General features: G+C 38.1%; 26 protein-coding genes. 3 read left to right on the forward strand and 23 right to left on the reverse strand.

Translation table 11 applies throughout. The features are described 5' to 3' along the window. Positions 1-131 precede the first annotated feature (131 nt). From NAG76_06130 to NAG76_06155, 6 genes are all read right to left on the reverse strand, one after another. Complete coding sequence (locus NAG76_06130; protein ID URN95821.1) at positions 132-1,028, reverse strand: DMT family transporter; 897 nt, start codon at positions 1,026-1,028, stop codon at positions 132-134. 76 nt (positions 1,029-1,104) lie between these two features. Continuing rightward, positions 1,105-1,965, reverse strand: coding sequence for an NAD(P)-dependent oxidoreductase (locus tag NAG76_06135; GenBank protein URN95822.1), 861 nt, complete (start codon positions 1,963-1,965; stop codon positions 1,105-1,107). Positions 1,966-2,169: 204 nt separating this feature from the next. Further along, positions 2,170-2,616, reverse strand: coding sequence for a damage-inducible protein DinB (locus NAG76_06140; GenBank protein ID URN95823.1), 447 nt, complete (start codon positions 2,614-2,616; stop codon positions 2,170-2,172). A gap of 265 nt (positions 2,617-2,881) precedes the next feature. Beyond that, positions 2,882-4,120, reverse strand: coding sequence for an ATP-binding protein (locus tag NAG76_06145; protein URN95824.1), 1,239 nt, complete (start codon positions 4,118-4,120; stop codon positions 2,882-2,884). Positions 4,121-4,298: 178 nt separating this feature from the next. Then, positions 4,299-5,114, reverse strand: coding sequence for an ABC transporter permease (locus NAG76_06150; GenBank protein URN95825.1), 816 nt, complete (start codon positions 5,112-5,114; stop codon positions 4,299-4,301). Next, a complete protein-coding gene (locus NAG76_06155; GenBank protein ID URN95826.1) occupies positions 5,111-6,142 on the reverse strand; it encodes an ATP-binding cassette domain-containing protein in 1,032 nt (343 codons plus the stop codon). Before NAG76_06155 ends, NAG76_06150 begins: the two co-directional genes overlap by 4 nt. A gap of 315 nt (positions 6,143-6,457) precedes the next feature. On the opposite strand from NAG76_06155, the gene NAG76_06160 reads away from it, so the two are divergent. Continuing rightward, entirely contained in the window at positions 6,458-7,651 is a 1,194-nt protein-coding gene (locus NAG76_06160; GenBank protein ID URN95827.1) for an oxalate decarboxylase family bicupin, read from the forward strand. 23 nt (positions 7,652-7,674) lie between these two features. Here the strand turns inward: NAG76_06160 and rnz are convergent, their stop codons facing one another. The 7 genes from rnz to NAG76_06195 all read right to left on the reverse strand — a co-directional run bounded on the left by rnz (position 7,675) and on the right by NAG76_06195 (position 13,786). Further along, positions 7,675-8,595: a ribonuclease Z gene (gene rnz, locus NAG76_06165; GenBank protein URN95828.1), complete on the reverse strand. Its 921-nt coding sequence runs from the start codon at positions 8,593-8,595 to the stop codon at positions 7,675-7,677. A 420-nt stretch (positions 8,596-9,015) separates the two neighbouring features. Beyond that, positions 9,016-9,858, reverse strand: a complete 843-nt coding sequence (locus NAG76_06170) for a creatininase family protein (GenBank protein ID URN95829.1) — start codon at positions 9,856-9,858, stop codon at positions 9,016-9,018. A 43-nt stretch (positions 9,859-9,901) separates the two neighbouring features. Further along, positions 9,902-10,195 carry an MFS transporter gene (locus tag NAG76_06175; GenBank protein ID URN95830.1) on the reverse strand — a complete coding sequence of 98 codons (294 nt, stop codon included), beginning with the start codon at positions 10,193-10,195 and terminating at the stop codon, positions 9,902-9,904. After that, on the reverse strand, positions 10,158-11,285 hold the full coding sequence (locus NAG76_06180; protein URN95831.1) for an MFS transporter: 1,128 nt from the start codon (positions 11,283-11,285) through the stop codon (positions 10,158-10,160). Before NAG76_06180 ends, NAG76_06175 begins: the two co-directional genes overlap by 38 nt. A 292-nt stretch (positions 11,286-11,577) precedes the next feature. Beyond that, positions 11,578-12,315 carry an AraC family transcriptional regulator gene (locus NAG76_06185; GenBank protein ID URN95832.1) on the reverse strand — a complete coding sequence of 246 codons (738 nt, stop codon included), beginning with the start codon at positions 12,313-12,315 and terminating at the stop codon, positions 11,578-11,580. Positions 12,316-12,484: 169 nt separating this feature from the next. Next, the gene (locus NAG76_06190) at positions 12,485-12,709 is read right to left on the reverse strand and encodes a sulfurtransferase TusA family protein (protein URN95833.1); all 225 of its coding nucleotides are present in this window, start codon (positions 12,707-12,709) and stop codon (positions 12,485-12,487) included. 15 nt (positions 12,710-12,724) lie between these two features. After that, on the reverse strand, positions 12,725-13,786 hold the full coding sequence (locus tag NAG76_06195) for a YeeE/YedE family protein (protein URN95834.1): 1,062 nt from the start codon (positions 13,784-13,786) through the stop codon (positions 12,725-12,727). Positions 13,787-14,013: 227 nt separating this feature from the next. Between NAG76_06195 and NAG76_06200 the strand changes: the two genes are divergently transcribed. Then, a complete protein-coding gene (locus tag NAG76_06200; protein URN95835.1) occupies positions 14,014-15,162 on the forward strand; it encodes a phosphodiester glycosidase family protein in 1,149 nt (382 codons plus the stop codon). A 199-nt stretch (positions 15,163-15,361) separates the two neighbouring features. Here the strand turns inward: NAG76_06200 and NAG76_06205 are convergent, their stop codons facing one another. The 4 genes from NAG76_06205 to NAG76_06220 form a co-directional block, all read right to left on the reverse strand. Beyond that, positions 15,362-16,300, reverse strand: a complete 939-nt coding sequence (locus NAG76_06205; GenBank protein ID URN96776.1) for an alpha/beta hydrolase — start codon at positions 16,298-16,300, stop codon at positions 15,362-15,364. Positions 16,301-16,564: 264 nt separating this feature from the next. Then, a complete protein-coding gene (locus NAG76_06210) occupies positions 16,565-17,932 on the reverse strand; it encodes a HAMP domain-containing histidine kinase (GenBank protein ID URN95836.1) in 1,368 nt (455 codons plus the stop codon). Then, on the reverse strand, positions 17,929-18,603 hold the full coding sequence (locus NAG76_06215; protein URN95837.1) for a response regulator transcription factor: 675 nt from the start codon (positions 18,601-18,603) through the stop codon (positions 17,929-17,931). Before NAG76_06215 ends, NAG76_06210 begins: the two co-directional genes overlap by 4 nt. A 322-nt stretch (positions 18,604-18,925) precedes the next feature. Then, complete coding sequence (locus NAG76_06220) at positions 18,926-20,155, reverse strand: AraC family transcriptional regulator (protein ID URN95838.1); 1,230 nt, start codon at positions 20,153-20,155, stop codon at positions 18,926-18,928. Positions 20,156-20,304: 149 nt separating this feature from the next. On the opposite strand from NAG76_06220, the gene NAG76_06225 reads away from it, so the two are divergent. Then, a complete protein-coding gene (locus NAG76_06225; protein URN95839.1) occupies positions 20,305-21,060 on the forward strand; it encodes a glucose 1-dehydrogenase in 756 nt (251 codons plus the stop codon). A gap of 140 nt (positions 21,061-21,200) precedes the next feature. Here NAG76_06225 and NAG76_06230 read toward each other — a convergent pair whose 3' ends face one another. From NAG76_06230 to NAG76_06255, 6 genes are all read right to left on the reverse strand, one after another. Next, entirely contained in the window at positions 21,201-22,085 is an 885-nt protein-coding gene (locus tag NAG76_06230; protein URN95840.1) for an AraC family transcriptional regulator, read from the reverse strand. A 109-nt stretch (positions 22,086-22,194) separates the two neighbouring features. Next, positions 22,195-22,941, reverse strand: coding sequence for a polymer-forming cytoskeletal protein (locus NAG76_06235; protein URN95841.1), 747 nt, complete (start codon positions 22,939-22,941; stop codon positions 22,195-22,197). 3 nt (positions 22,942-22,944) lie between these two features. Next, entirely contained in the window at positions 22,945-23,586 is a 642-nt protein-coding gene (locus tag NAG76_06240; protein ID URN95842.1) for a YhbD family protein, read from the reverse strand. Positions 23,587-23,740: 154 nt separating this feature from the next. Beyond that, the gene (locus tag NAG76_06245) at positions 23,741-23,962 is read right to left on the reverse strand and encodes a helix-turn-helix transcriptional regulator (GenBank protein ID URN95843.1); all 222 of its coding nucleotides are present in this window, start codon (positions 23,960-23,962) and stop codon (positions 23,741-23,743) included. Positions 23,963-23,972: 10 nt separating this feature from the next. Further along, complete coding sequence (locus NAG76_06250) at positions 23,973-24,455, reverse strand: DUF2975 domain-containing protein (protein ID URN95844.1); 483 nt, start codon at positions 24,453-24,455, stop codon at positions 23,973-23,975. Between the two features lie 178 nt (positions 24,456-24,633). Further along, positions 24,634-25,485: a HAMP domain-containing histidine kinase gene (locus tag NAG76_06255; GenBank protein ID URN95845.1), complete on the reverse strand. Its 852-nt coding sequence runs from the start codon at positions 25,483-25,485 to the stop codon at positions 24,634-24,636. Positions 25,486-25,514 lie beyond the last annotated feature (29 nt).

Raw genomic sequence — 25,514 nt, forward strand, 5'->3', positions numbered from 1 at the left:
ATAGTGCAGTATGTGCATTCTTCAGCGGTAGTTAAAAATAGCGTTTCTAAAGCCACATGGCTTGGAAACGCTATTTCATTTAAAAAAATATTTGTTGTGAGTGCTGAACGATGGAACATCATACAACTATTTCAAGTATGTCCCACAGTAGATGCTTTTCTAACTTTAGAATTTGTCACTTTAAAATTCAATAGTATAATCCCCGCCACAAATATTAACGTACCTATAATAATGTAAATCGTAATTGGGTCATTAAAAAATAAATATGACCACGATATTCCAAATAGCACTGTACTATTGCCGACAATTGCAACAACTGTAAAAGGTACTTTCTTAATAGCTTCCGCATACCAGAAAAAGCTAAGTCCTGTAATGACACCAAGTAATACTAAAGCACCACATGCCCATACCGTTATCGGTCCAATAACACTATGAGATTGCAGCGGCATTGGAGCGGCAACCATTAATGTGCTCACCATGAAAACAGATAAATTCATATTCCCATTGTCCATAGTCTTTAACAGCATACGCTGGCTAAGTACGTGTACTGCAGCTCCGACACCAGCAAGTGTAAACAAGAGCGTCGTTAATGCACCTCCACTCATAAGCTCATCAAGCGGTGTACCATTCCAACCAACTACGATCACGCCAACTACGCAAAATGCTGCTGAAATCCAACCTTTAACTGATATTTTCTCCTTAAACATTAATCCCGCCGCAAACAAAAGCACAACGGTCATAACAGGCTGAACGAGAATATTACCATAGGAGTAGCCCATTTTAAGAGCTATATTTTCAAATATATAATTTACAGCTTTCGCAAGTGCTCCAATCCAAATCCATTTCATCCCTAACCTAATTTGTAGCTTACCGTCACGCATATAGAGAAAGATGACAAGACAGATAACACCGAAGAAAAAACGAGCGAATGAGATAATGGAGCTATCCACCATAGTAGATGCTGTTTTCACTAGAACTCCAACAAAGCTCCAAGCTAATGTAGCTAGTAAGAGTAGAAAATAACCCACGAAGTAACACCTTCTCTAAGATAGAATGATGAAAAAGAGATCGCCCCTAATATAGGGGCAACCTCCTATGAATCTATTACTTTCCAAGCTGCTCACGCCACTTGTATTTCGGCTCCCAGCCAAGTAACTTCATTGCTTTCTCACTGTTAAGTAACGCTTCATGTCCTTCAAGTGGAGCACGGAAGTCAGTTACCTCAGGATAACGTGCAGCCATTAGCTCACGGCTTGGTACATCCATACTCGTCTCATTCGATCCGAGATTAAGCGCTACAGAACCAAGTCCTTCTGCTTCTATTGCTAGACGACAAGCTTCTGCAGCATCACGAGTATCGATATAACTCCACAAAATTCGTTCGCGTTCCTCGGGATTATTAATCCATGATGGGAACTGTTCGTACCATTCTGGTGGAATGACATTTCCTAGGCGAAGTGAAACGACTTGTATACCCGATCTTCGGTGGAACATATCTGCAGTTAATTCACCTACAACCTTGGATAAACCGTAGCTATCCTGTGGCAGCTGTGGATGTTCTTCATCCATTGGTACATATTGAGGACCAAACGGATGAACAGCGAAACAAATGCCGTACGAAGATTCACTAGAAGCAACTACGACTTTCTTAATGCCTAGTCCTGAAGCCGCTTCCAAAACATTGTAAGTAGACATTACGTTATTACGGAATGTCACCTCTGGTGGCAACATTCCAGCTCTTGGAATTGCCGCCATATGAATAACAGCATAAGCATCAGCAAGTGCACCGTATGTTTGACCTAAATCTTCAAGATCGACGATTAGCGTAGGGCATATTGCCTCCTCCGGTTGACGTGTATCGACGTTCAGCACATTATATCCATGTTCCACCAAATGTTTAACTACCCATCGGCCCAACATACCACTTCCACCAGTTACAACTACTTTCTTAGCTTGATTAGTCATCTAAATTATTCCCTCCGTATGTTAGGTGATTGAAATAAACAATCCAATATGTTGATGTATTACTTGCTCCCCGTCCAAATAGAGCTAAACATGTTATTTGATCGAGTATCAAGTCTAGATTAACAGACTTTGTTTATTCAGTAAACTAAGAAGTGTAAAAATCCCATTCTATTATGTCAGAATGGGCTTAAAATCGTATCTAATCTATCGAACATAAACAATATAATCGGTACTAACGGGTTCAATTCCAGCTTGCCTGAGCCGCATATTAATTTGTCCTCGATGATATTGTCCATGAAGAGCTACATGAGTTAAAATTTCTCGGATAGAACTGTTAAACTGTTCCCCTTTACTATTGGAATATTGGATGATGTTATCTAGATCTGTATGTTCTAATTGATTGAGATACATGGTGTAGTTCTCTACATTTTGTTGACTAAGATTTATACAGTCTGTGAGATTACCGTCTGACCATATTGGTAGTTGAGAACTATCCATTCCATGTAATCTAGTTATCCATACTTGTTCTGCACATAGGATATGTAGAAATAAACGTATCTGTTGCTCATCTGCTTCACAGTTTTGTAAGGTTTCTAAAATACGTTGATTTGCCCAATATAAGTGTTCGAACATATGTTGTATTGTTTTCAATAATATAGCCTCCCACTTGATCAATTACCTATTAAATATGTATTCTATACAAGGGTTTCTATCCCTTGTAAAAGTTAACTACCGTTAACAACGAAATATGGAAAATTCAAACCATAGATTCTTAAAATGGATGTCGGATGGCTTCTATCTAGCATGGACATTTGTCACTTATATAGAATAAAACCGCAATAATGGTAATATTTCTACCGTTGTTGCGGTTTTATTCTGCTCGCTAATATATTCGATTAATGGAGTAATCAACTATTTACGTAGGAATAGTTATAAGGAAGGTTGTACCTTTTCCTTTCTCACTATCAACTTCAATGTTCCCTTTGACTTTATTGATGGTACTGTAGACCATAAGCATGCCAAGACCCGTTCCTTCTTCTTTCGTAGAATAATACGGTCTTCCTAGTCGTGAGATTTCTTCCTTCGACATTCCAATTCCTGTATCACGAATACTAATGATAATATTTTGCTTTCTTTCTGATATATCGATACTCAGCTTACCACCATCATTTTCTTTCATTGCTTCAATACCGTTTTTGTATAAATTAATTAGACATTGTTGGATTTGATTACGATCATAACTTTTGTTAAGAGAGTTATTAAAACTAAACTCAACCTCTACTTTATGTATGGAAGCATATGGCATAATAATATTTTTTGTATATTGTGATTCTTCACTCATATTTGAATATACCATATTTTCAGATTGTGGCTTGGCAAATAAGAGATAATCGCTAACGATTTTTTCTGCTCGTTGTAATTCTTGTAGAGATAGATCTACATACGATTTCTCTTCCTCGGTAATTGACTTAGACTTTTTCAATAATTGGAGAAAACCACTCGTCACCGTAAGTGGATTTCTTATCTCATGTGATACACTAGCCGCTAATTCACTCACCACATTTAATCTTTCCGATTGAATAATTCGATCACGGTTCTTAATGTTAGCGATAATTTTTTCTATTAATATCATTATGACTATCATTACTCCCACATGTGTCATAAAGGCATTTACGGTGAGCACCCAGAATTGATGACTTACTGCCCCATGAGCAAAACTTAAAGTAATTAGATAAAAACCCATAGTGAGAAAAGAACATACAGTTGCCGCTATAATTCGACCTTTCGATTGTAGTTTCAAGAATTTCTCACTAAAAAGTGGTATCAATATAAAAATGATTGTTGAGAAAAGTAAAGACTTAATATTACCTTCTCCACCTACATAGAAGCGGTGCACATTTAAGATTAAGTATAACGGTAGAACATTTTTATAACCTCCAAAAAGAGCTACGATAATAAACGGAATGTATCTCAGATCAAAAATATATCCAATATCGAGTTTAAATGGCTTGGCAATACATAGACTCATCGCGACTGCCGATAGCAAGACAATAATTATTCTATTATATGAATAAGCACTATTCTCAAAGAAAATTAAAAATATTAATACTGGGATTAGCAAGAATAAGAAGTTCAACAGTAAGGTTTCAAACAAGAGATGACTTCCTTTCGATCTTAGATGCTTAAAAATCATTATGTAGGATCCAGATCTTTATAATAAAGCATTAAACTAACATTATAAATAAAATTAACACTATTAACCATATACAATAACAAAAAAAAAGCATCCAAAGGATGCTTTATGGGTAAATCGGGCCAAACTATTTTCTCCTCTACGTCCTGCGCATATATGCACGTACTGTAATTGGAGCAAAGATCGCTACAATGACAGCAGCGCCGATAAGTGAAATATATAAGTCAACACCTATCGTGCCAGAGTTAGCAAGTTCCCTCACAGCAGTGACAAGATGAGAAATTGGGTTGATTTTCACGAACCATTGAAGAATATTCGGCAATGTATCCGCGGGAACAAAAGCATTAGATAGAAACGTAAGAGGAAACAACACAATCATCGAAATTCCTTGTACGCTTGAAGCGGTACGTGCAATAACACCGAAGAAGGCAAAAATCCAGCTAATAGCCCAAGCACATACAATAACTAGAAGTCCAGCAATAACGACGTAACCAAAGCCACCCTCAGGACGATATCCCATTACATATCCCATCGTGAATGTGAGTATTGTTGCAATTGTATAACGGATTGTATCTGCGAGCAGTGCCCCTGCGAGTGGTGCAATCCGGGCAATAGGCAGTGACTTGAATCGGTCGAATACACCTTTATCCATATCTTCACGTAACTGGACACCGGTAACAATGGAAGTTGTAATTACAGTCTGTACAAGAATTCCTGGAATAATGATCGGCAAATAACTAAGTACATCACCGGAGATCGCTCCTCCAAAAATATAAGTAAACATTAGCGTGAACAGAATCGGCTGGAGCGTGACATCAAACAACTGCTCAGGCGTACGTCGAATTTTGAGCAGGCCTCGATAAGCCATCGTTAACGAGTTGCGTACAGATTGGCTAAAGCTCGTATGGTTACGCAGTTGGCGTTCCGCAATCGACTTAATAGAAGTACTACTCATATGCTCACCTCCAACACTTTTTCTGACTCGTTAGACGTTGATGATACTTCCTGCGTAACATCATTGCCAGTAATAGTTAGAAACACCTCATCTAAAGTTGGTTTCTGTACACTTAACTCAGCAAGCTGAATTCCCGCTTCTCGAAGAGCAATTAGCAGATCAGTGACTCGGTCAGCATCCGCCATTGGAGCCGTAATTTTCCCTATTTCTGACGAAACTGTTGACCTAGCGTTAAGTACTTTTTCAACAATACGACGAGTTTCTAGCATATCATGTGAATGCTGAATACTTAGATGCAATGATGATGTACCAACTGAAGCTTTCAGTTCGTTCACCGTACCTTCTGCGACAACTCGGCCATGATCGATTACTGCGATCCGGTCGGCTAATTCATCTGCCTCTTGGAGGTACTGTGTTGTTAAGAGTACAGTTGAACCGGTCTGCACCAACCGGCGGATCGTATCCCACATTTGATTACGTGTTCGCGGATCTAGACCAGTAGTTGGCTCATCCAAGAAGATTAGTGGAGGCTGTGCAATAAGACTTGCCGCTAGATCTAGACGGCGACGCATACCACCTGAGAAATTTTTCAACGGTCGTTTCGCTGCTTCCGTTAAACTAAATTCTTCCAACAATTCCGCTGCCTTACGCTTTGCTTCTGCTCGCCCCAGTCCTAACAATCTTGAAAATATAATCAAATTTTCGGTAGCGCTAAGTGACTCATCGACTGAGGCATATTGACCAGTTACTCCAATCAATTGACGTACAATATTTGACTCTTTCACTACATCGTATCCGAAGATACGTGCTGACCCTGCATCCGCTCGTAGTAACGTAGCTAGCATGCTAATCGTAGTCGTCTTTCCCGCTCCGTTGGGACCAAGTACACCGTAGATTGTACCAGCACGTACATTCAAATCCACACCATCAACCGCACGATTATCACCAAAAGTTTTGACGAGTCCGCTCGCTTCAACTGCCCACTCCCCATTATTTCGAATGACTTGGCTTGTAATTACATTACTCATTGTCATTCCTCCCTCTTCGTATTACTATAAATTGGTTTTACAATTTTTGTAATTGATCTCAAGTTGGAAAAATTGCTCCGTCTTAAGGCGGATATTTACTTGTCTCTACCTCATTCATCTATAGATACGCCTTAATATATCTATATAGATTACTGTTGATTTAGCGATAATAAATGAAATATATGAACTGAATATGAACAATGAACGCTGAGCTGAAAAGAGGGACAAAATGCCAAATACATAGTCTATTCATAACTTAAAATAGGCACTTAACTAGTAATGAGTGTGAAGTATATAATGAGGGGTGCGTAACATTTGGAAAACGAAAAACGGAATGGAGATATACCACAACCGATAAGAAATGATGGAGCTGGTTGGTGGGATTTAGGACCTCGGGATATTATGCGCGATCTTGAGAACCCTGACATGCTAGTTTCGCCTGTTACCGATGCCGGATCACTTCCTAACCTAAAGTTCTCTTTCTCCGATACTAATATGCAATTAAATCACGGTGGATGGTCACGAGAAGTGACCGTTAGACAACTTCCGATTGCGACAACGATTGCTGGGGTGAATATGGCTCTAACTCCGGGTGGTGTGCGAGAGTTACATTGGCATCAGCAAGCGGAATGGGCGATTATGCTTGTGGGTCGAGCACGAATTACATCAGTAGATCAGAATGGGAGGAACTTCATTGCTGACATAGGTGTGGGGGATCTTTGGTACTTCCCTCCCGGACTTCCTCATTCTATTCAAGGACTTGAGGAAGGCAGTGAGTTTTTGCTTGTCTTCCCTGATGGTAGCTTCTCTGACCTCAATACTTTAAGTATTTCTGATTGGTTTGCTCATACGCCAAAGGACGTCCTATCGGCAAATTTTGGTGTTCCAACAAATGTTTTTGCCGAAATCCCAACCCATCAGTTATATATTTTTCAATCGAACGTTCCTGGCCCACTGGAAAGTCAGCAAGTAGCAGACCCACAAGGTACAGTACCAACCACATTTACACATCGACTACTTGCACAAGAGCCAATTGTAACTCCTGGCGGGAGTACAGTACGTATTGTGGATTCAACGAACTTTCCTATTTCGACTCAAATTGCCGCATCATTACTGGAGATCAAACCTGGCGCAATGAGAGAAATGCACTGGCATCCAAACAATGATGAATGGCAATATTATATTTCAGGTACAGCGAGAATGACGGTTATGGCACCTAATAGTACTGCTCGCACGTTCAATTATCGTGCTGGGGATGTTGGTTATGTACCGCGTGCTTTCGGACATTACATTCAAAACACGGGTAATAAGAGTGTGTGGGTTTTAGAAATATTTAAGAGTGATCGCTTTGAAGATATTTCACTTAATCAGTGGATGGCACTAACACCTCATCACATCGTTCAAGAGAACTTACACGTAGGACCAGAATTAATAAACGCTTTAACAAAGAAAAAGCAATTTATAGTAAAAAAACCTGGCTTTTCTTATTATCCGAGAACTGATAAGTAAGACATTTGTATACTGTTATATAGTTACAGCAGTATCGTATATGGCCTCAGCTCTATCGCTGCTTCCGTGTTACTAAATATACTTCTCGCTTCCATCTCTAGATGGGCTAAATCCTCTAGCTGATACCTGGAGCTAAAGTGAGTAATAAATAGTTTCTTTGCTTTTGCAGCATACGCAATTTCTGCCGCTTGTAGAGCAGTGGAATGTCCGTACTCATATGCCTTCTCTGCCAAATCATGAGCAAATGTTGCCTCGTGAATAAGAACATCTGCATCCTCACCGAGCTTCACTGCATTATCACATGGTCTTGTATCGCCAAGTATCGTAATGATGTGTCCAGGCAATGGCTTGCCAACGGCATCTGCGGAACGAATGACACGACCGTCCTCTAAAGTAATATCGTTACCAGCTTTTAATTGACCATAGGCAGGACCTGCTGGAACTCCCATCTCAGCAAGCCAACTAGCATTAAGTGCTCCCTTACGCTCATGTTCCATAATTCGATATCCAAAACAATCTATACGATGATCCAGTTTCGCCGCCTCCACCATCACTTCATCGTCCTCGAATAACATTCCTTCATTAATTTCCACGATGTGCAATGGATAGTTCAAGTGAGTTTCAGTTAACCGCAAATTTGTCTCCAGTAGTTCATGTAATCCCTGCGGTCCGTAAATGTGTAAAGCATCTGTACCGCCGAGCGATGAGCGGCTACTTAATAAACCTGGAAGACCATAGACATGATCGCCATGCAAATGAGTAATGAACAACTTATTCAGACGGGAAAGCTTTAAGGAAGTATGTAACAGTTGATGCTGGGTGCCCTCTCCGCAGTCGAACATCCAAAACGAGCCGTTATACTGGGATACTCGCAGCGCTATAGAGGTCACATTCCTCCCACGAATCGGCATACCAGCACTTGTACCGAGAAAGTAAAGTTCCATACTGCATCTCCTCTAAATGTAATACAACTTGTACAATATTCACTACATTATTTCACATCGCACTAACCGTTATACAAACTACTGGCTGTCACTAACAAAACTTTCTTTACAATATATACTCAAACCAAGCTAGATAATAGTTGATACAATAATCCTTTAAATATAATATCGAGCGCGCCAGCAATGATAATAACGACAATAATCAATACAATAATTGACTTTTTATTTTTTCCCTTAAACCACTTCAACAAGTTCGCCTCCTACTTGAAAACAACATAATTATTAGTAAATTAATTATATATGGATTAATAAAACATTGATATGACACTTTGATGACGATCGCAATAACTAAGGCAAACATAAACAAATAAGTCGTGCAATCCTAAAAGAATCGCACGACTTATTGTTTGTTTTACTTTATTAGCGTGGCAAATGAGTGCCGTATCTAGGGAGAATAACATCTTTAGTATAAACATCCGCTTGGCGTAGTGTTGCTACGATCGTTGGCATATCTAGTGCCTCTATAAGTTCATCTATTACTTTAATACCCACATCTGCATATACTTCTCTTTCGTCCGCTGTTTTCAAGAGCGGTGTTACCATATGATCGGATGGTTCATTAAAGTAAGATCCTACCGCAGCTGATTGATACGCGAATTTACCTAATGCATTACCAGGATTTTTATCCATCCCCGCTATCATATGCCCAACATCATAAGTAACAGAATGTGATTCTGGAACGTTCAATGGAACATCTTCTAATCTACCCAAAACTTTATAAGCACCAATACTTATATCATGGAATGACTCCATCAAATTGCAGTTGGCTGCTTCTGCTGCTTTCAACATATCGATATATAGAATGGGCACTTTCGTCTCGTCAAAGAAATCACGTACCATACCGCTTAATGTCATATGAGCTGGACCATGACTAGTAACATAAACTTGTCGTCTAAATCCTTGATTTAATAACGACTTTGCAATCTTGTCTAAATAAGCCATACCATCTTTTATACTCATTTGAATCGTACCGCGACCGATAATCGTTCCACCTGCGAAGAAATAAGGCAAGTTGTGCAAAACAAGTCCATCTGATGCTTCAGCCATTTTCAAAGCAATAGCTTCCGCTAAAACAGTTTCAGCGTCTAGCGGTAAGGCACCATGTGTTTCGGTTACTCCGACTGGAATATAAATAATATCATTACGATCTAAATATTGTTCGACTTCACCGTTTGTCATTTTTGAAAGAAATCTTGTACGCATGTAATACCCTCCTGCTTCTTTATTCATAACAATCTATTAGAAATCATACTTTCGCTTCATGAGATTGAGCTGCTCTTCTTTCTTTTAATACTGCATACATTTCATTTGTTTTCTTCGCATTCAGATTGTAGATGAAACCTACACCAATAATAATAAGAGCAAATGCAAGAATCGGCATACCTGTATACATTTTCAATACACCATTTGTCACTTCTGCTGTTTGTGATTTTGCACCAGAGACAAAACCTACCCAACCTAAGGAGTAACTAGCAACAGCAGCACCTAAACCCATTCCTACTTTACGTGCAAAGGAATATATAGAATAGTGTTCCTTCATAATGCTTACCAGTTTGAAGTTCAGCATAATCAATACAATCTGTTACTAGAGCCCAGACAACCATAACGAACACAGAGTTACCGATTGTAGACAAATTATATAACACCATAAATACATATACATTTTCAAAAGTAACGATCGTTAGTAAAATGGATGCCGCGAAACTGAAAATAGAAGTAGCAATAACCAAGTTACGTTTATTAAAACGTGCGACCAACTTAGGAATAATGGTGAACAGTAGAAGTGTAACAGCAATACTAAAAAATGAATTAATCGTAAAAGCTCCTGGCATATGATAACGCTCTGCAAAAACAATTGCAGCTAATTGGCTTACGCCATTAATCATAAGAAGTGAACCGATGGATGCAACCATCATTCCAATTAGTGGTCTATTCGTAATTGCGATCTTAAATGCATCTTTGAAACTGTAATCAGATTTAGCACCCTTTGGTTTATCATCACGAATACGTTCAGTTGTTAGTCGTACAAGTCCTGTATACGCTAATACAGACAAAATACTAAATACAATTGCAATTTGGAAAAACGCCTTCGGAACTACTGCACCAGAATCATCATAGATAAACATTGGTACAAAAGATAAGAAGCCAAGTCCAACAACCATGCCACCAATAGCACGTGCACAAGATAATTTCGTGCGTTCCACAGGATCATTCGTAATTACTGATGCAAGAGAACCGTAAGGAATTGAGTCCGCTGTGTAAGCAACGCAGAAGAATAAATAGACGAATACTACCCATATATGAGTTGCTGTAGATCCCCAGCTAGATACATCAGCAAAAGATAATAAACAAGACGCTGCTAATATCCATTTGGAAATAGTAATATACGGTAGAAATTTATCTCCAGATTTTCCGAGTTTCCATCGATCTGGAATCGTACCCATAATAATATTGCAAACTGCATCGAACACTTTAGCTAATAAAAACAACGTCCCCATAAAGTAAGGGCTTACATCTAATACATAGGTACAGAAGATTAAGAAAAATGAACCGATATATAAGTTAACGAAACTACCACCGATATCTCCTAATGCGTATCCTACTTGATCCTTTACTCCAAACTTCTTCATAAGTTAACCTCCCAGTGTATATTGAAGTAATTAATGTATTGCATTACGTTTTCTAACTCTATAAGTAAGCGCTTTATATATTGATTGATTACAAGTATACAGCGAAATTCAAAAGTAGTTTTGCACTACAATTGCATGTTTTTATAGTATAATTGCATGTTTTTGTATTCGGTTACAATTCAAATAATGATAAAAGGGCGACAACAAAAATAAGTGCATGATTACCATGCACCCTTAAAAATTATCTGCTCTGAAATTGTTGCTATATCACATCATTTATATCATTTATAGATCATTTCTTCATTTTCTTAAATTCTAGTGGTGTTACTCCTTCAACTTCTTTAAAAAATTTCGAAAAATACTGAGAGTTACTAAAACCAATGATAATCGCAATTTCGGTCATTGTTAGATTAGAGAAAAGAATAAGTTCCTTTGCTTCTTGTATTCTTCTCAAATTACGATAATAACTAATAGTTGTTCCTTTTTCTTTCTTAAATGATCGCATGAGATGTGAAGGATGAACATGTAATTTCCTTGCCATCTCCTCCATTGAAATATCCTCCGAAAAGTTCATTTCTATATATTTCTCTGCTTTCTCTACAATCGTTAAGTTTTCACTTGTAGATTTACGAATCGTTGGGTCACAATACTCCCTAAGCATATTTGAATGGATCTTATCTAGTTCAGACATCGTTGCTGTATGTTCGATCATGATGGCATACTTTTCTGATATAAAATGGCATTGCCATGCACTTAATCCCCCTCTTTCAGCTGAATAGCTATAGAGGGTGTTGTGCGATAGTAGTATATTTTTATAGGATCGAACCTTATCATTAGGAACTCGATTCAGAATATTTAATTGTACCTCTCCAAATAATTGATTGGAATCAATCTCATATTCTCTCATTAAATCTTTATCACCAATTTGTATAGCATGCAAAAGTTTTTCTCTTAATTTATGGACGCTCTCAATATATTCAGGTGTTGGTCTATGTAAATTGTCAGTTTCGGTTTGAAAATTTTCCGCCATCTAAGTTCCTACCTTTACAATGTAACTTTAATTCGTATCTTATTTATTACTGTAGGACATGTCAAACTAGAATAGATTTACTAGCCCAAAGTATCATTTACTTACATATTTCCTATATCTAATAAAAAAACTCACCCGCATTCGCATTTCTACGGGTGAGTAAGAATCATTATTTTTTCTTTACTGTAATCGTCCAAGAGGCTTCGCCTAACTGCTCATATGCAATAACATCGTGACCTTCTTCTGCCGCCCAACGGGGAATTGATTCTGTACCTTGCGTACAGTCGAATTGTACTTCTAATTCATCACCTGAGCTTAATTCTTTAATAGCTTCTTTAGCTTCAATTAACGGGAATGGACATACTAGCCCTAACACTTCTAATGTTTTTTTCATTATCATATCTCCTTATTATAAAGTTACAGAATTTGACGCTGTAGCACGTTGTTTTGCTGGCCGAACAAATACAAAGTAGGATGCTGTCCAAGTACCTAAGATCATAAACAATAATGCAACCCAACCTGACCATGTCATCATCGATGTCATAACTAATCCATTACCAATGGAACATCCACCTGCAATACTTGCACCGAAGCCCATTAATAACCCCCCGGATGCACTACGTACACATGTTTTTGCATCAGGAACACGTACGCGGAATTCGCCGCTCATTTTTGCACCGAACAGGGAACCTAAGAAAATTCCAAGTACTAAAAATACACCCCAATTAATGAAATCAACATCACCCGTCACTAAATATTGCAAAATATTTGCTGATGGAGTTGTTATTCCTAAGCCAAATATACGACCTGATAGTGCACTTAACGGCCAAGCTACTGTTGCAATTAAACCGATCAAAACTGCTGTAACAAATGGATGCCAACGTTTTTCAAATAAAATATGCGCTAAGCCTGTCTTCTTTGGCTTTAATTGTGGAATTTTAATTTTAGGCTTTTTCAGCTCGCGATAAATAATAAATGCCACTAAAGCAACAAATGGTACGACGATAAACCATACATTAATACCGAAAGTATCGGCAATGGAGTCTGTACCAACGACTGGCTCACGCACGTCCGTTGTAAATTTCGCTAACGGACCCGATTTCATGATTGCTGCCATTAACATATACATAGCTAACGCTATCCAACTACCAATTAATCCTTCTCCTGCTCGGTACCAAGTTCCTGTAGCACAGCCACCTGCAAAAATAATTCCAACTCCGAAAACAAACGCCCCTACAATTACTGCTACTAACGGAAACTGACCTGCTGTATATTGAAATACTCCAATATCAATTAGTGCATAGACACCAACACTTTGCACAGCAATTGCAATAAGCAGAGCATAAAACATGCGGTTGTCCTTGGCAATATACATATCTCGAAATCCGCCTGTTAAGCAGAAACGACCACGTTGCATTACAAATCCCAGTAAAAATCCACAAAAAACACCCGTAATAATCATCTGTATCATAGCTGCACCTTCTTATTCCTAGTTTTACGATAGGAATATAATACAATGAACTTCTATTACATTACAAGATACTTTATTTGGAATTAAATTATTACATTTATAAGGATTAGGCATATCATTATCTATTTTCATATTTGTTAGTGAAAATAGATAATGTAATATTCAGGAATTATAATTTCGTGTAAAATGAGAATGAACATAATCTTACTTACAAAGGGGAAAGTTAAATGTTTAAAAAAATTATGCTAGTATGTGCAGCGCTCATTCTACTATCTCAGCTTAATCTGGCTAATTCAGCTTCTGCTGCTAAAAAGTACGGAATTGTGCAAGAATCAGCAGGAAGATCATTCGTGCCCGTCCGCTTTGCTGCTGAAACTTTTGGCTTTAAAGTCAATTGGGATAGCGCTAATAATAAAGTACGAATTTCAAACAAATCAGATAGCGTTGAGTTAACGGTTAGTAAAACAACTGCTGTTGTAAATGGAAAATCACAAACACTCGATGCAGCTCCATTTAATTTGTCTGGAACCGTCTATGTACCTCTTCGTTTCGTTGGAGAAGCACTTGGAGTAAAAGTATCTTACTTAAAAGAAGGACGAATTGTCATTCAGAATGGTACAGTAAAAACAGAAATTGAAGCAGTTCCTCTGCGAAGAGTTGAGAAAGCATTGAATGAACCGGTACGCACAGGTAGTTCAAAAATAGCAACATCAACAAAAACAATCAGCGTCAACACCGTGTACATTGACCTTTATCATCCAAAAGTTAGATTTGATGCAGTGTATGCCAACAACAAGATTGGCAGTACAGAGACTTTCAAGAAAATGGTAGAGCGTTCCAAAGCTTCAGTAGCCGTAAACGGTACATTCTTCAACGCATATTCGGAAACTAGTACGAAAATTCCATACGGATATATCGTTAAGGATGGGAAAGTCATTAATAAAGCTTCAGGGGATGAGCGTTCCGTATTTGTATACACAAAAAGTGGTGAGGCACTAATTGCAAATGGAGAGAGTGAACTTAAAAAACTTCTCGATGAAGGTGTCGTAGAAACTGCATTACAAGCTGGACCAAGACTTGTAAGTAACGGCAAAGTGGATACAGATCCAGTAGGTGAAGGATTTAAAGACCCTAAAATTCTTACTAGTCGCGGCGCGCGTAGTGCAATAGGCGTTACAGCCGATGGCCAATTAATTATTGTAACAACTGCTGCAGCGTCTATTCCAGAGTTAGCACAAGTAATGGTTAAGCTAAAAGCAGTAGAAGCAATGAATTTAGACGGTGGAGCATCAAGTGCTTTATATGCAGGCGGCAAGTATATTACTCCTGCTGGTAGAGACTTGAGTAATGCACTTATTATGGTTTTCGATAAGTAATTAGGTGTTAGAGGTAATAGCTACGAAATGTAGCTATATTACAAATATAAAAAAGCAAAGGGAATTTCCCTTTGCTTTTTTTGTTTGTCATTTTAACTTTTTAATAAGTCATTGTTAGCTGCCCCACCGTCTGTACGCTGTGGCTGAGTATAACTAAATTTCTTAGTTAGACTTGTACTATTTGGGACCTTAGTCTTTTTTATTCAATGCCTTCCATAAACGCTCGGAGACTCTCAACGATTTCTTTGGATTTAGAATGATGTAAATAATGATCCCCTTCTAACAACACCATCTCTCCAAATTCCGAATCTTTCACTTGTTCTTCATGAAGTGGTATCCAACCTTCAACATCTGAATTATTTGCTTGTACAAATAACATTAGAGGAAGAGTTTTCGGGAATGATAAACTTTCAGCAGCTTGGAAATTTCGATTGAAATTTTTCATCTCATTCATAAGAGTTGAAGTATACAAGTTTTTATGTGTAATCATTCTTAATTGTTCTTTGGTCTCGTTATCAAATGGCAGAGTGGCATATGGGTCATCACTTAGTTTCATGATCAATCTAGCGATACCTGATTTTTGAAGTAGTTGAAAAGTATCTACTGGTAATTCAACATCCATACCCGGTTGGGTTGGAACGCTACTATCAATTCCGATAAATGCACTCACTTCATCTTCATATTTATTCACGTATTCTAGTCCGTAAATTCCTGCTATAGAGTGACCCATGAGAATATATTTATCAATGTTAAGACTTTGCAGAGCTTCATGAATTTCACTAGCAATATTCTCATTGGTTCTTTCCTTCGTAGTTTCATCACTTAATCCATAACCAAATGGCTCAACGACCACTACTTTGTAAAATGGTGTTAGTTCTTCAATTAGTGGCTTAAAATCAAGTGCTGGTGCTGCTGTTCCGTAACCCGTTAGTAGCACTACTGTTTCTTCTCCATTCCCTTCAATAAGAACATTCATATTTTTTCCATCTACAGGTACTAATTGACCATAAGCTTGTATTTTCCCTTGTTCCGATTTACTGCTAATCACATTAACGATAAAAACAGTCGCTAGAAAAACTACTACCGTAATAATAATGACCGCTAGTGAGATAAGTATTATTTTAAGCGGTTTATTCATCTTCTTTTTCTGTACCTCTTCAGTTGATTTCACTCGTATCGACTCCTGTCCTCATCTATATATTGAATTACCTTAATGGGCCACTAAGGCAATTTTATATGTTCAAGATGTACTGTTCATGACTTCAATATGAACGGAATATGAACTAACAAAAAAATGCTACCGTATCACATGTAAAGAAGCTTACACATGATGCTGTAGCATTTAGAACATGAATCTTCGTGGATGCATTTTGATTATCTCATTGATACGAAAGCAATATGATTACTCTGCCTGAGTTGTCATGGGTAAAGTAACAATGATCGTCGTCCCTTGACCTAGCTCGCTTTCCACTCGTATATCACCTTGATGTAGCGCTATAATTTGTTTCACAATGGCGAGTCCCATACCACTTCCATCATATTTACGACTGTGAGAACGATCTGCTTTAAAGAACCGTTCGAATATCCGCTTTTGATCCTCTGGCGAAATACCAATGCCCTCATCACATATTGTAACGGTCACGTTATGGTTTTCTTGTTTCATACTGACTTTAATTATGCCGCCATCCTTGGAGAATTTAATACTATTGCCGATGATATTGGTCCATACTTGATTAAGCTGATCATGATCAGCCGTTAGCATAACTGCTTTTAAATTTAGCTCAAAACGAATATCACGAGCTGACCATTGCGGCTGAATTGCGACGATCACTCTTCTGATCTGTTCATCAAGACTAAGTGTTACTAGCCGCATCTGTTGTGACTGTGATTCAAGTAAACTTAGCTTGAGCAGACTATCACTCATCTTAGACATCCGTGCTGCTTCATTAATAATAATATCAAGATAACGAATTCGCTCACTCCCTGTAATGTCTTCTCGCTTGAGCGCGATCGCATAACCAGATATTGAGGTAAGCGGCGACTGAACCTCATGCGACACGTTCGACACAAAATCTTTACGCATCTGCTCAAGTTGCTGCAGATCATGCATCATTTCTTCGAAGCTTCTAGCTAAAGTACCTAGCTCACTCGTTTGCTTAATGTTGAGCTTAACATTGAAATCACCAGCTGCTATACGTCTGGTCGCCTTGGTCAGCTTCTTAATCGGCCTTACGAGAAATATTGAGGCAACCAGAATTAATAAGCTTCCTGCAATCAACGAATAAGTTGCAAAATTTAATGCCCACTTTACAACGAAAGAGGTAGAAGGAGGGACAAGCATCTCCAAAAACATCGCCTTATTGCCCATTTCAGTTTCTATCGGCATTCCTAAGAGTACCGCAGCAATACCATTCGGATGGTCTTTAACAATCTCTCCATCTAACACTTTCTGTACTTGTTCCAACGTTACAGCGCTAGGCTTGTGTCCGTTAAGCTTGCCGTAAGACTGGAACTTGCCCAATTCATCGTAAATTCGAATATGATAGGAATTAAGCTGCTTCATGCCACTTACATATGATTCTGCTTCAATTAAAGGCAGTACCTTGTAAATCTCAACGATGTCCTGACCGAAATTACTTATGTTAATTTGAGCATTTTCATTCAATTTTTCTTGGAACACCCAAGTTGACACGAAAAAAGCAATTATTGTGCCCGCAATAACGGAAACTAAAAACGTTAAAACCACACGGATATATAGAGATCTAATCATTCGCTAACCTCTAGGCGGTAACCTAACCCACGCATGGTTTCGATACGAAAATCAGGTGTAGTCGCGAACCTTTCACGCAACCGTTTAATATGTACGTCTATCGTTCGATCATCACCTGCATAATCGATACCCCATATTTGATTGATCAATTGCTCACGTGTATAGACTTGTCCAGGTGTTCCAGCAAGCTTATATAGCAATTCGAACTCCTTAAGTGGTAACGTGAACGACTCCGTCCCTTCCGTTACTTTATAGGTTTGTCGATCAAGGATGATATTGCCGAACTGTATCGTCTGCGTGGAGCCAATCCGATATCGTTTCAGTAATGCCTTCACGCGAACCGTTAATTCCAACGGATCAAATGGTTTCGTCAAATAATCATCGGCTCCAAGTTCGAACCCTTTTACTTTCTCCCAAGTTTCGCCTCTCGCTGTTAGCATGAGTAAGGGAAGATCAGGATCAGCTCTTCGCAGTTCCTTACACAACGTCCAACCATCCATAATCGGCATCATAATATCAAGCACAACAAGATCGACTTTCTTTGATGTATAAACGGACAGTGCTTCTTGTCCATCTGCGGCTTCAACTGTTTCGAATCCGTCATTACGAAGAAATAAACAGACAAGTTCGCGAATGTTCGCATCATCGTCAGCAACTAGTATAGTAGGCATTCGTTCCCTCTTTTCTTGTTATACGTTCTAGCCATTATACTAATAAATTTACCTATAATAAACTTTCTACTAAACTTAATAAGCTTATAAATAGAATAAAGACCACCAAGATAGGTGGCCGTAATAGCTACAATGTCTTTCTCTAAACGGGAATGCACACATCAGACTATATCTAAATCATCTTCTTTACATTATCCACGATCGCCTTAGGATGCATATCAACTGTTTCTGTATACTCAATTAGTCCGATATGGCATCCTGGTCCAATATTCACTCGATTTCCGCTTACAAGGTGTACTATTACTAAACATTATTGAGATCCTCATCGTTCATTTTTCCGATATTCCTTTGGTGCCATTCCAGTCCATTTCTTAAATACTCTATTGAAATAGCTTTGATCATTAAAGTTAAGCCAAGCCGCAATGTCAGCAATCGGATAATCTGTTAGCGTGAGTAACCTCTTGGCCTCTTCAATCCGTTCACGTTGGACATACTTCGCAATTGTCAGACCTACTTCTTTCTTGAATAAGCTCGACAAGTAGTTCGGACTGAAATTAGTATACGTAGCTAACCGTTCAAGTGTAATCTCGCCGTATAAATGATTAGCTATCTCGTGAATACTAGTCTGTATTGCGTGTGAGTAGTGCCCTCGTCGAACTTCAGATACTCTATCCACGAAATCGAACAGTACTTTAGTCATAATAGCACTTATCGCTTGCAATGTTTCCTTTTCCTCCAGCTGTTGAATATAGAAATCACTCAGCGTAAGTGCATCCTCCTCGTGTACTCCTCCCTCAATTGCCGCTCGACAGATTAGAGCTATTCCAGTAATCATTAAGTTCTTCTCACTACGTATCCTACTTCGCTTGGATAGCACACCAAATTCATCTTCAGCAATAATGGATTCGGTGACGAATGTTCTTATTCGTTCCCTCTCTCCATTTCGAACGTAGTGCAGCATGACCCGCTCATGAGACAGATTGGAGTGCAACATACCATTGCGGCGTCTTCGAGAAAGTTCGGCATTCAGCTGTTTCTTCTCTGCATCTAATTCAGGAATTAGCATGCTCTCCAAGGGAAAGCTAGTTGATGAATCGACCAGTTTCTTGTGAACCGCATAGTATATCATTCGACTTAAGTCAACGGAGCGCTTCGAGGAGATGAGTGGTATTTCTTCAACCAATTGAAGAAACTCTCTCCGGTTATCTTGTGGGAGATACGTTATTATTTCATTCCATTTGTCGCCTTGTGGCTTTTCATGTATGTAAGGACCAACAACGAGTGTACCGGCAAGCTGGTTTTCGTCAAGCGCATTTACAAAAAAGTACGATAACCTAGATCGGGTAAAATGAACAGGATGCTCAGCAGGATAAAGCACATAAGCATAACCTGCTACCTGTTCGCGGATGGATGACCAATAAGGGTTAGTATGAAACGATTGATCTGTGTATTCCGCTTCAATTGCCCTTCCCGGTTGTATGATGAACACAGGCAGCCCAATAGCATCAAAAAGCAGACGTCCAAATACAACTAGTTCGAATAACTTATTCATGCAAACCTCCATTGTGCAAGATTAAAGTGATAAAGAATATGATAAAAAAGTACTACAAATCATTAAAAAACACAATTTTGAAATTTGAAAGCGCATTATAATTACATTGCAGAGTTACTCTGCTATAACTCTAAAGGGGATGAACAATAATGTTAGAAAATAAAATAGCACTTGTTACTGGAGCAGGAAGCGGCATCGGCCGTGCTACTAGCTTAAAAATGTCAAGTAATGGCGCAAAGATTGTTGTAGTCGATTATAATCAGGAATCTGGTCAAGAAACGGTTCGCATCATTAAGGAACAGGGCGGCGAAGCTATCTTTGTACAGGCAGATGTGTCAAAGAGTGAGGATGTTCAACGCTATGTACAAGAAGCCGTTGATACGTATGGTCGTATCGATATATTCTTCAACAATGCTGGCGTTGTACAAAAGTTCGCAAAACTTGCGGACATTGAAGAGAATGATTTTGACCGCATTATGAATGTCAATGTCAAGGGAGTCTTCCTTGGTATGAAATATGTGTTGAAAGTAATGGAGAAGCAAGAAAGTGGATCGATTATTAATACCTCTTCAACAGCAGGAGTTAAAAGTGAGCATAGTGCTTCAGCTTATTCTGCAAGTAAGCATGCAGTCGTTGGACTGACTAAAGCCGCAGCGATAGAGTATGTGAAAAAGGGAATTCGTGTTAACGGAATTTGTCCTGGTGGTGTGGAAACAGCTCTGACGAAGAGCGTAGAACAAGAATTCAGATCTGGGGGATACGTGCCAGAGGAAATCGGAAATATGCGTATGGGACGCTATGCTAAGCCGGACGAGCTTGCAGAAGTCGTAACATTCCTCGCCTCTGATCGTTCAAGCTATATGACGGGCTCCATCGTATTAATCGACGGCGGGTTAACGCTCTAAACTGCAGTATCTATAATACCACTAAAAGGTCCTTCAACCGGTTTAAAATGTACCCTATAAGATAGAATTGACCCCAATTGCTAGATGCGTCTAACAATTGGGGTCAATTCAGTCCTTTACAAAGGGTACATTTTAAATTACTATAAGTTCTTTCTCTGAACGGGAATCCACACTTCACATATAGATTCCGTTTGACTATCATCCGTCCAATAATATTTCTCAATGCATGGACCTTCAACTTGTTCAAAGTTTACTGAAGGAAACCACTCCGTATAGATACGCCTCCATACATTCACAATTTCCAAGCCAATCTCCACATCATCCGGTATTTTCTCCTTGCTATCGAACACGGCATAAGTCTGAGTTGGAATTTCGAGAACCGTTAAGTTCTGTGGGATTTCATTACCTTCCTTTACTTCTGCCCCCATGAGATAACGTTTCGTACCATCTTCGCTAAAATCATAATGATACCCATACAGAAGCGACCCCGTCTCATTTCCTACAACTTTATTGATTTGATCATGCGTGCCATTCTTCCATATCATTTCCACAAATACTGGTATTTCCTTAGAGGCATCCTTTTGAATAATAAAATTCTTACCAATCACTGTTGAAGCATTTTCTTCCACAATCCGATAATTCATTTCAACTACTCCTTTAATCTGAATTTGAAAGGAGATTCGAGGAAACGACTTGAGCTTCACATCCTTTTTCTTTGCTGAAGAAGGAGTAATCCCATGCAACCTCTGAAAAGCTTTAGTGAATGCTTCCGGACTTTCATAACCATACTTCAGCGCGACATCAATAACTTTAATGTCCGTACTTGCCAATTCTTCAGCAGAAAGCGTAAGTCGACGATTACGAATATATTCGGTAACAGTAAAGCCGGTCACAGCATGAAATATACGTTGAAAATGGTATTTAGAAGACATTGCCGATTTTGCAATATCCTCGATTTCAAGCTTTGTCTCTAGCCGATCCTCCATATAGTCGATAGCTTGGCGTAATAATACTAACGTCTCCATATAGTCATCTCCTTTCTTCTTCAGATTACAAGATGAAGAGCATTACTTCCTGTCTTGTAATGCTTCGTTTTGTCCAGAAAGGCGTCCTACTTATATTACCCTTCTATATTTATATTATCTTCTTTACATTATCCACGATCGCCTTAGGATGTATATTAACTGTTTCTGTGTATTCAATGAGTCCAATATTGCATCCTGGTCCAATATTCACTCGATTACCTCTAACGATGCCTACTTTACTCCATTCAAGAGAGACATCTGTTGCTTCTATTTGTTCGGATCTTAATCTCCAGCTATCAGCATATCCAAATTGATCAGCTAACAATCTAATAAGAGTGGATAGAATGTTCAGGCGACTGTATCGAACGGTAATTTGGTCGCCACCAATCTCATGTGCAAAACATCTGCCGCTCATATTAACATTAATCTTACTGGCATTTAACAAACCTTTAATATGAAAACCACCTGATGTATTGAAAGACTCTGCTTCGATATCACCATTAACATGCATACTACCATTATTCTTAATTTCTTCCGCACGGATATCTTGTTTACAGCTTAATGATCCATTAGAAGTAACTTCATGACAATGCAAATGACCTGCAATTCTAGATGAACCAGACGATAAATACCTACTAGTATTAATATGACCATCAAACTTTGCTGAGCCGCTTACAGTTACGGATTCGGATGACACATTTCCATAAAAATGTGCCGAGCCTGAAGTCTTTACGTTTAATGCATTAATATCACCATTAATATTGCCAGATCCTGAAATAGTAATATTTTCATACAAACCACCTGCCAATTGGCCACTTCCACTAATGACCCCATTTCCTGGGCGCGATTGTTCCATAGACTATCCCTCCATCACATTTTGTAATTTCTCACTTAAATCTTTCGACCGTTCCGATAAATCATACTTCTGTATAAATTGACAGTAATGATCAAGATAGTACTTACTATTATTATCCATCATTATATATTGAAGTACTGATCCTCTTCTGTAGATAACAACTTGCATATCCGTTCCTGTTAGATTTTGCGCCCATTGCTTTGCGGTCATAAGCCATTCCTTACTATCTTCCTCAGTAAATACAATATCTTGCTTCATCTTATCTAATAACTCTATTAACAATATCTCTTGAAAAGTGAATCGATGTTTCCCCCAAAGTTGGATACTTAGATTAGCAATATCAGGCTTTACATCAATAACCTCTATAATATCCAGCAGCAAGTATATTCGATTAGCACTGATTGGTGAGAAAAGTTCTGCCAAACCATCTAATGAGTGAGTGTCCTTCTTCGCTAAAATTGTACGAATTCGTTCAATCATTCTTCGCCTAGGAAAGAACGTTTCTTGACCGGTGAAAGACGATTGCTTCATAAACCAATCATCTGGAATTAGACCTTGCCGTTTCCAACGATACAATTGCCCATACGAAATGCCAGTCTCCATAAGCAGATCCTTCTTAGAAATCAAATCCTCCTGATTATCCATCAGATTTCCCTCGTCCCTCTTACGTAACAATGTTACACTGTATTGTATTTTTATCGTAACATAACATTGTTACGTTGTAAACTGCGAACGAGTCACCCTATAAATAAAAAGATGACCCCTATGTCCAGAGGTCACCTTATCCCTATCATTCTCTTTATCCTTGCGTTTCTTCGTCGCTTCTATATTCTAAAATATCTCCAGGCTGACATTCTAATGCCTTACAAATCGCCTCTAACGTTGATACTCGAATCGCTTTTGCCTTTCCATTTTTCAATATAGAAAGGTTAGCCATCGTTATTCCAACTCTCTCGGAAAGTTCAGTTACGCTCATTTTCCTTTTAGCCAACATCACATCAATATTGATAATTATCGCCATGTTATTCACCTCAGACTGTCAATTCATTTTCCGATTTTATATCAATAGCCTCTTGTAAAAGTTTCTGTAGAACACCAGCAAAAACAGCAATAACCATAGAAGCAAAAATGATGACCATTCCGATTACTATAAAACCCGGAGCATCATCTCTCTCCGCTACGAGGTAGAAAAGTGGCATTCCAACCACAAACAAACTACTAATAATTACTGCATAATATTTAATATTCTTTAAAGCTCTTACTGATAATTCCGAGAAAGCTTTGTTGTGATCAATATAAGTTAAAAGTTTAAAAGCTTGATGCAGAGCTAAGTAAAATGGGATCGCTGCTGCATATAAATCAATAAAAACGAGATATTTCAAATAATTGTGATCTGGATATAATTCAGCTATAAAATTCGCTATCTCCGGAACTATAAATATACACAATGCAAGCACTGGAATGCCAATAAGAATAACTGCTACCTTTAAAAAGAGTGTTGTTCCTCGTTTCATAAAATGCACCTCATTTAATTATTGTTAAAATGAATTTAACACATAATTTATCGTTTTACAATAAACTTTAGTTGTTACTTAATATAATTAAACTGTTTTACACGATTGGTCGAGCTTATAAACGAAGATAAAAAAGAGCATTTCTCATAAATAGGAAATACTCTTTCATCGTATAATATCATGTGTCTTGCGTAGCCGGTAAGCGAATAGTGACCGTTGTTCCATTGCCTTCAGAACTTATATAATGAATTTCTCCATCATATTTTTCTACAATATTAAAGCAAATCATTAATCCTAAACCTGTTCCATTACTTTTTAATGAGTAAAAAGGAGTACCTAGCGACTTAATTTCAGCCTCTGACATTCCTTTTCCTTCATCGATAATTTTTATCTCCATAAAATTTTTATTTCTATTTACTAAGATTGAGATAGATTGTCCTACATCCGAAGCATCTAATGCATTTTTAATAATATTGATTAGTAACTGCTTAAACTCAATTTTATTAATAGAAATAACGCAATCTTTCTCTACATTTATATTAATTTGATTATTAGATAACATGGCATAGGAATCTAGCATACTTGTAACACTTTCAATAACCTCCTTTACATTCACTTTTTCTGGTTGCTGATCACTAATCGGCTTGGATAGCATTAGAAATTGAGATGTAATCTGTTCCACTGTGTTTAATTCATCAATCATTAGTTTAAACTTTCTTTTTACGGGCTCACTAAATGAAGGATCTTCATTAAACAAATGCAAAAACCCGCTAACTACGGTTACAGGATTTCTAATTTCATGAGCTACAGCAGCTGTTAATTGTCCTACCATCTTTAATCGCTCAGATTGCTGTAAATGTTCATAATAAAGTTGCTGCTTTTTCATTCGCTTAAAAGATAAATGAGCAACAAGAAATAATACCGCTTGAATGGCTATTATATTAATAACATTTCCAAATATATCTTCATCTAAATATGAATATTTAACATCTCCATATATGGAGATGAGATAACTAAGTGTAATAATCATTAATACTCCATTTAAAACGAATGAAAAAT

The organism is Candidatus Pristimantibacillus lignocellulolyticus (assembly GCA_023639215.1).
GTDB classification, from domain to species: domain Bacteria; phylum Bacillota; class Bacilli; order Paenibacillales; family Paenibacillaceae; genus Pristimantibacillus; species Pristimantibacillus lignocellulolyticus.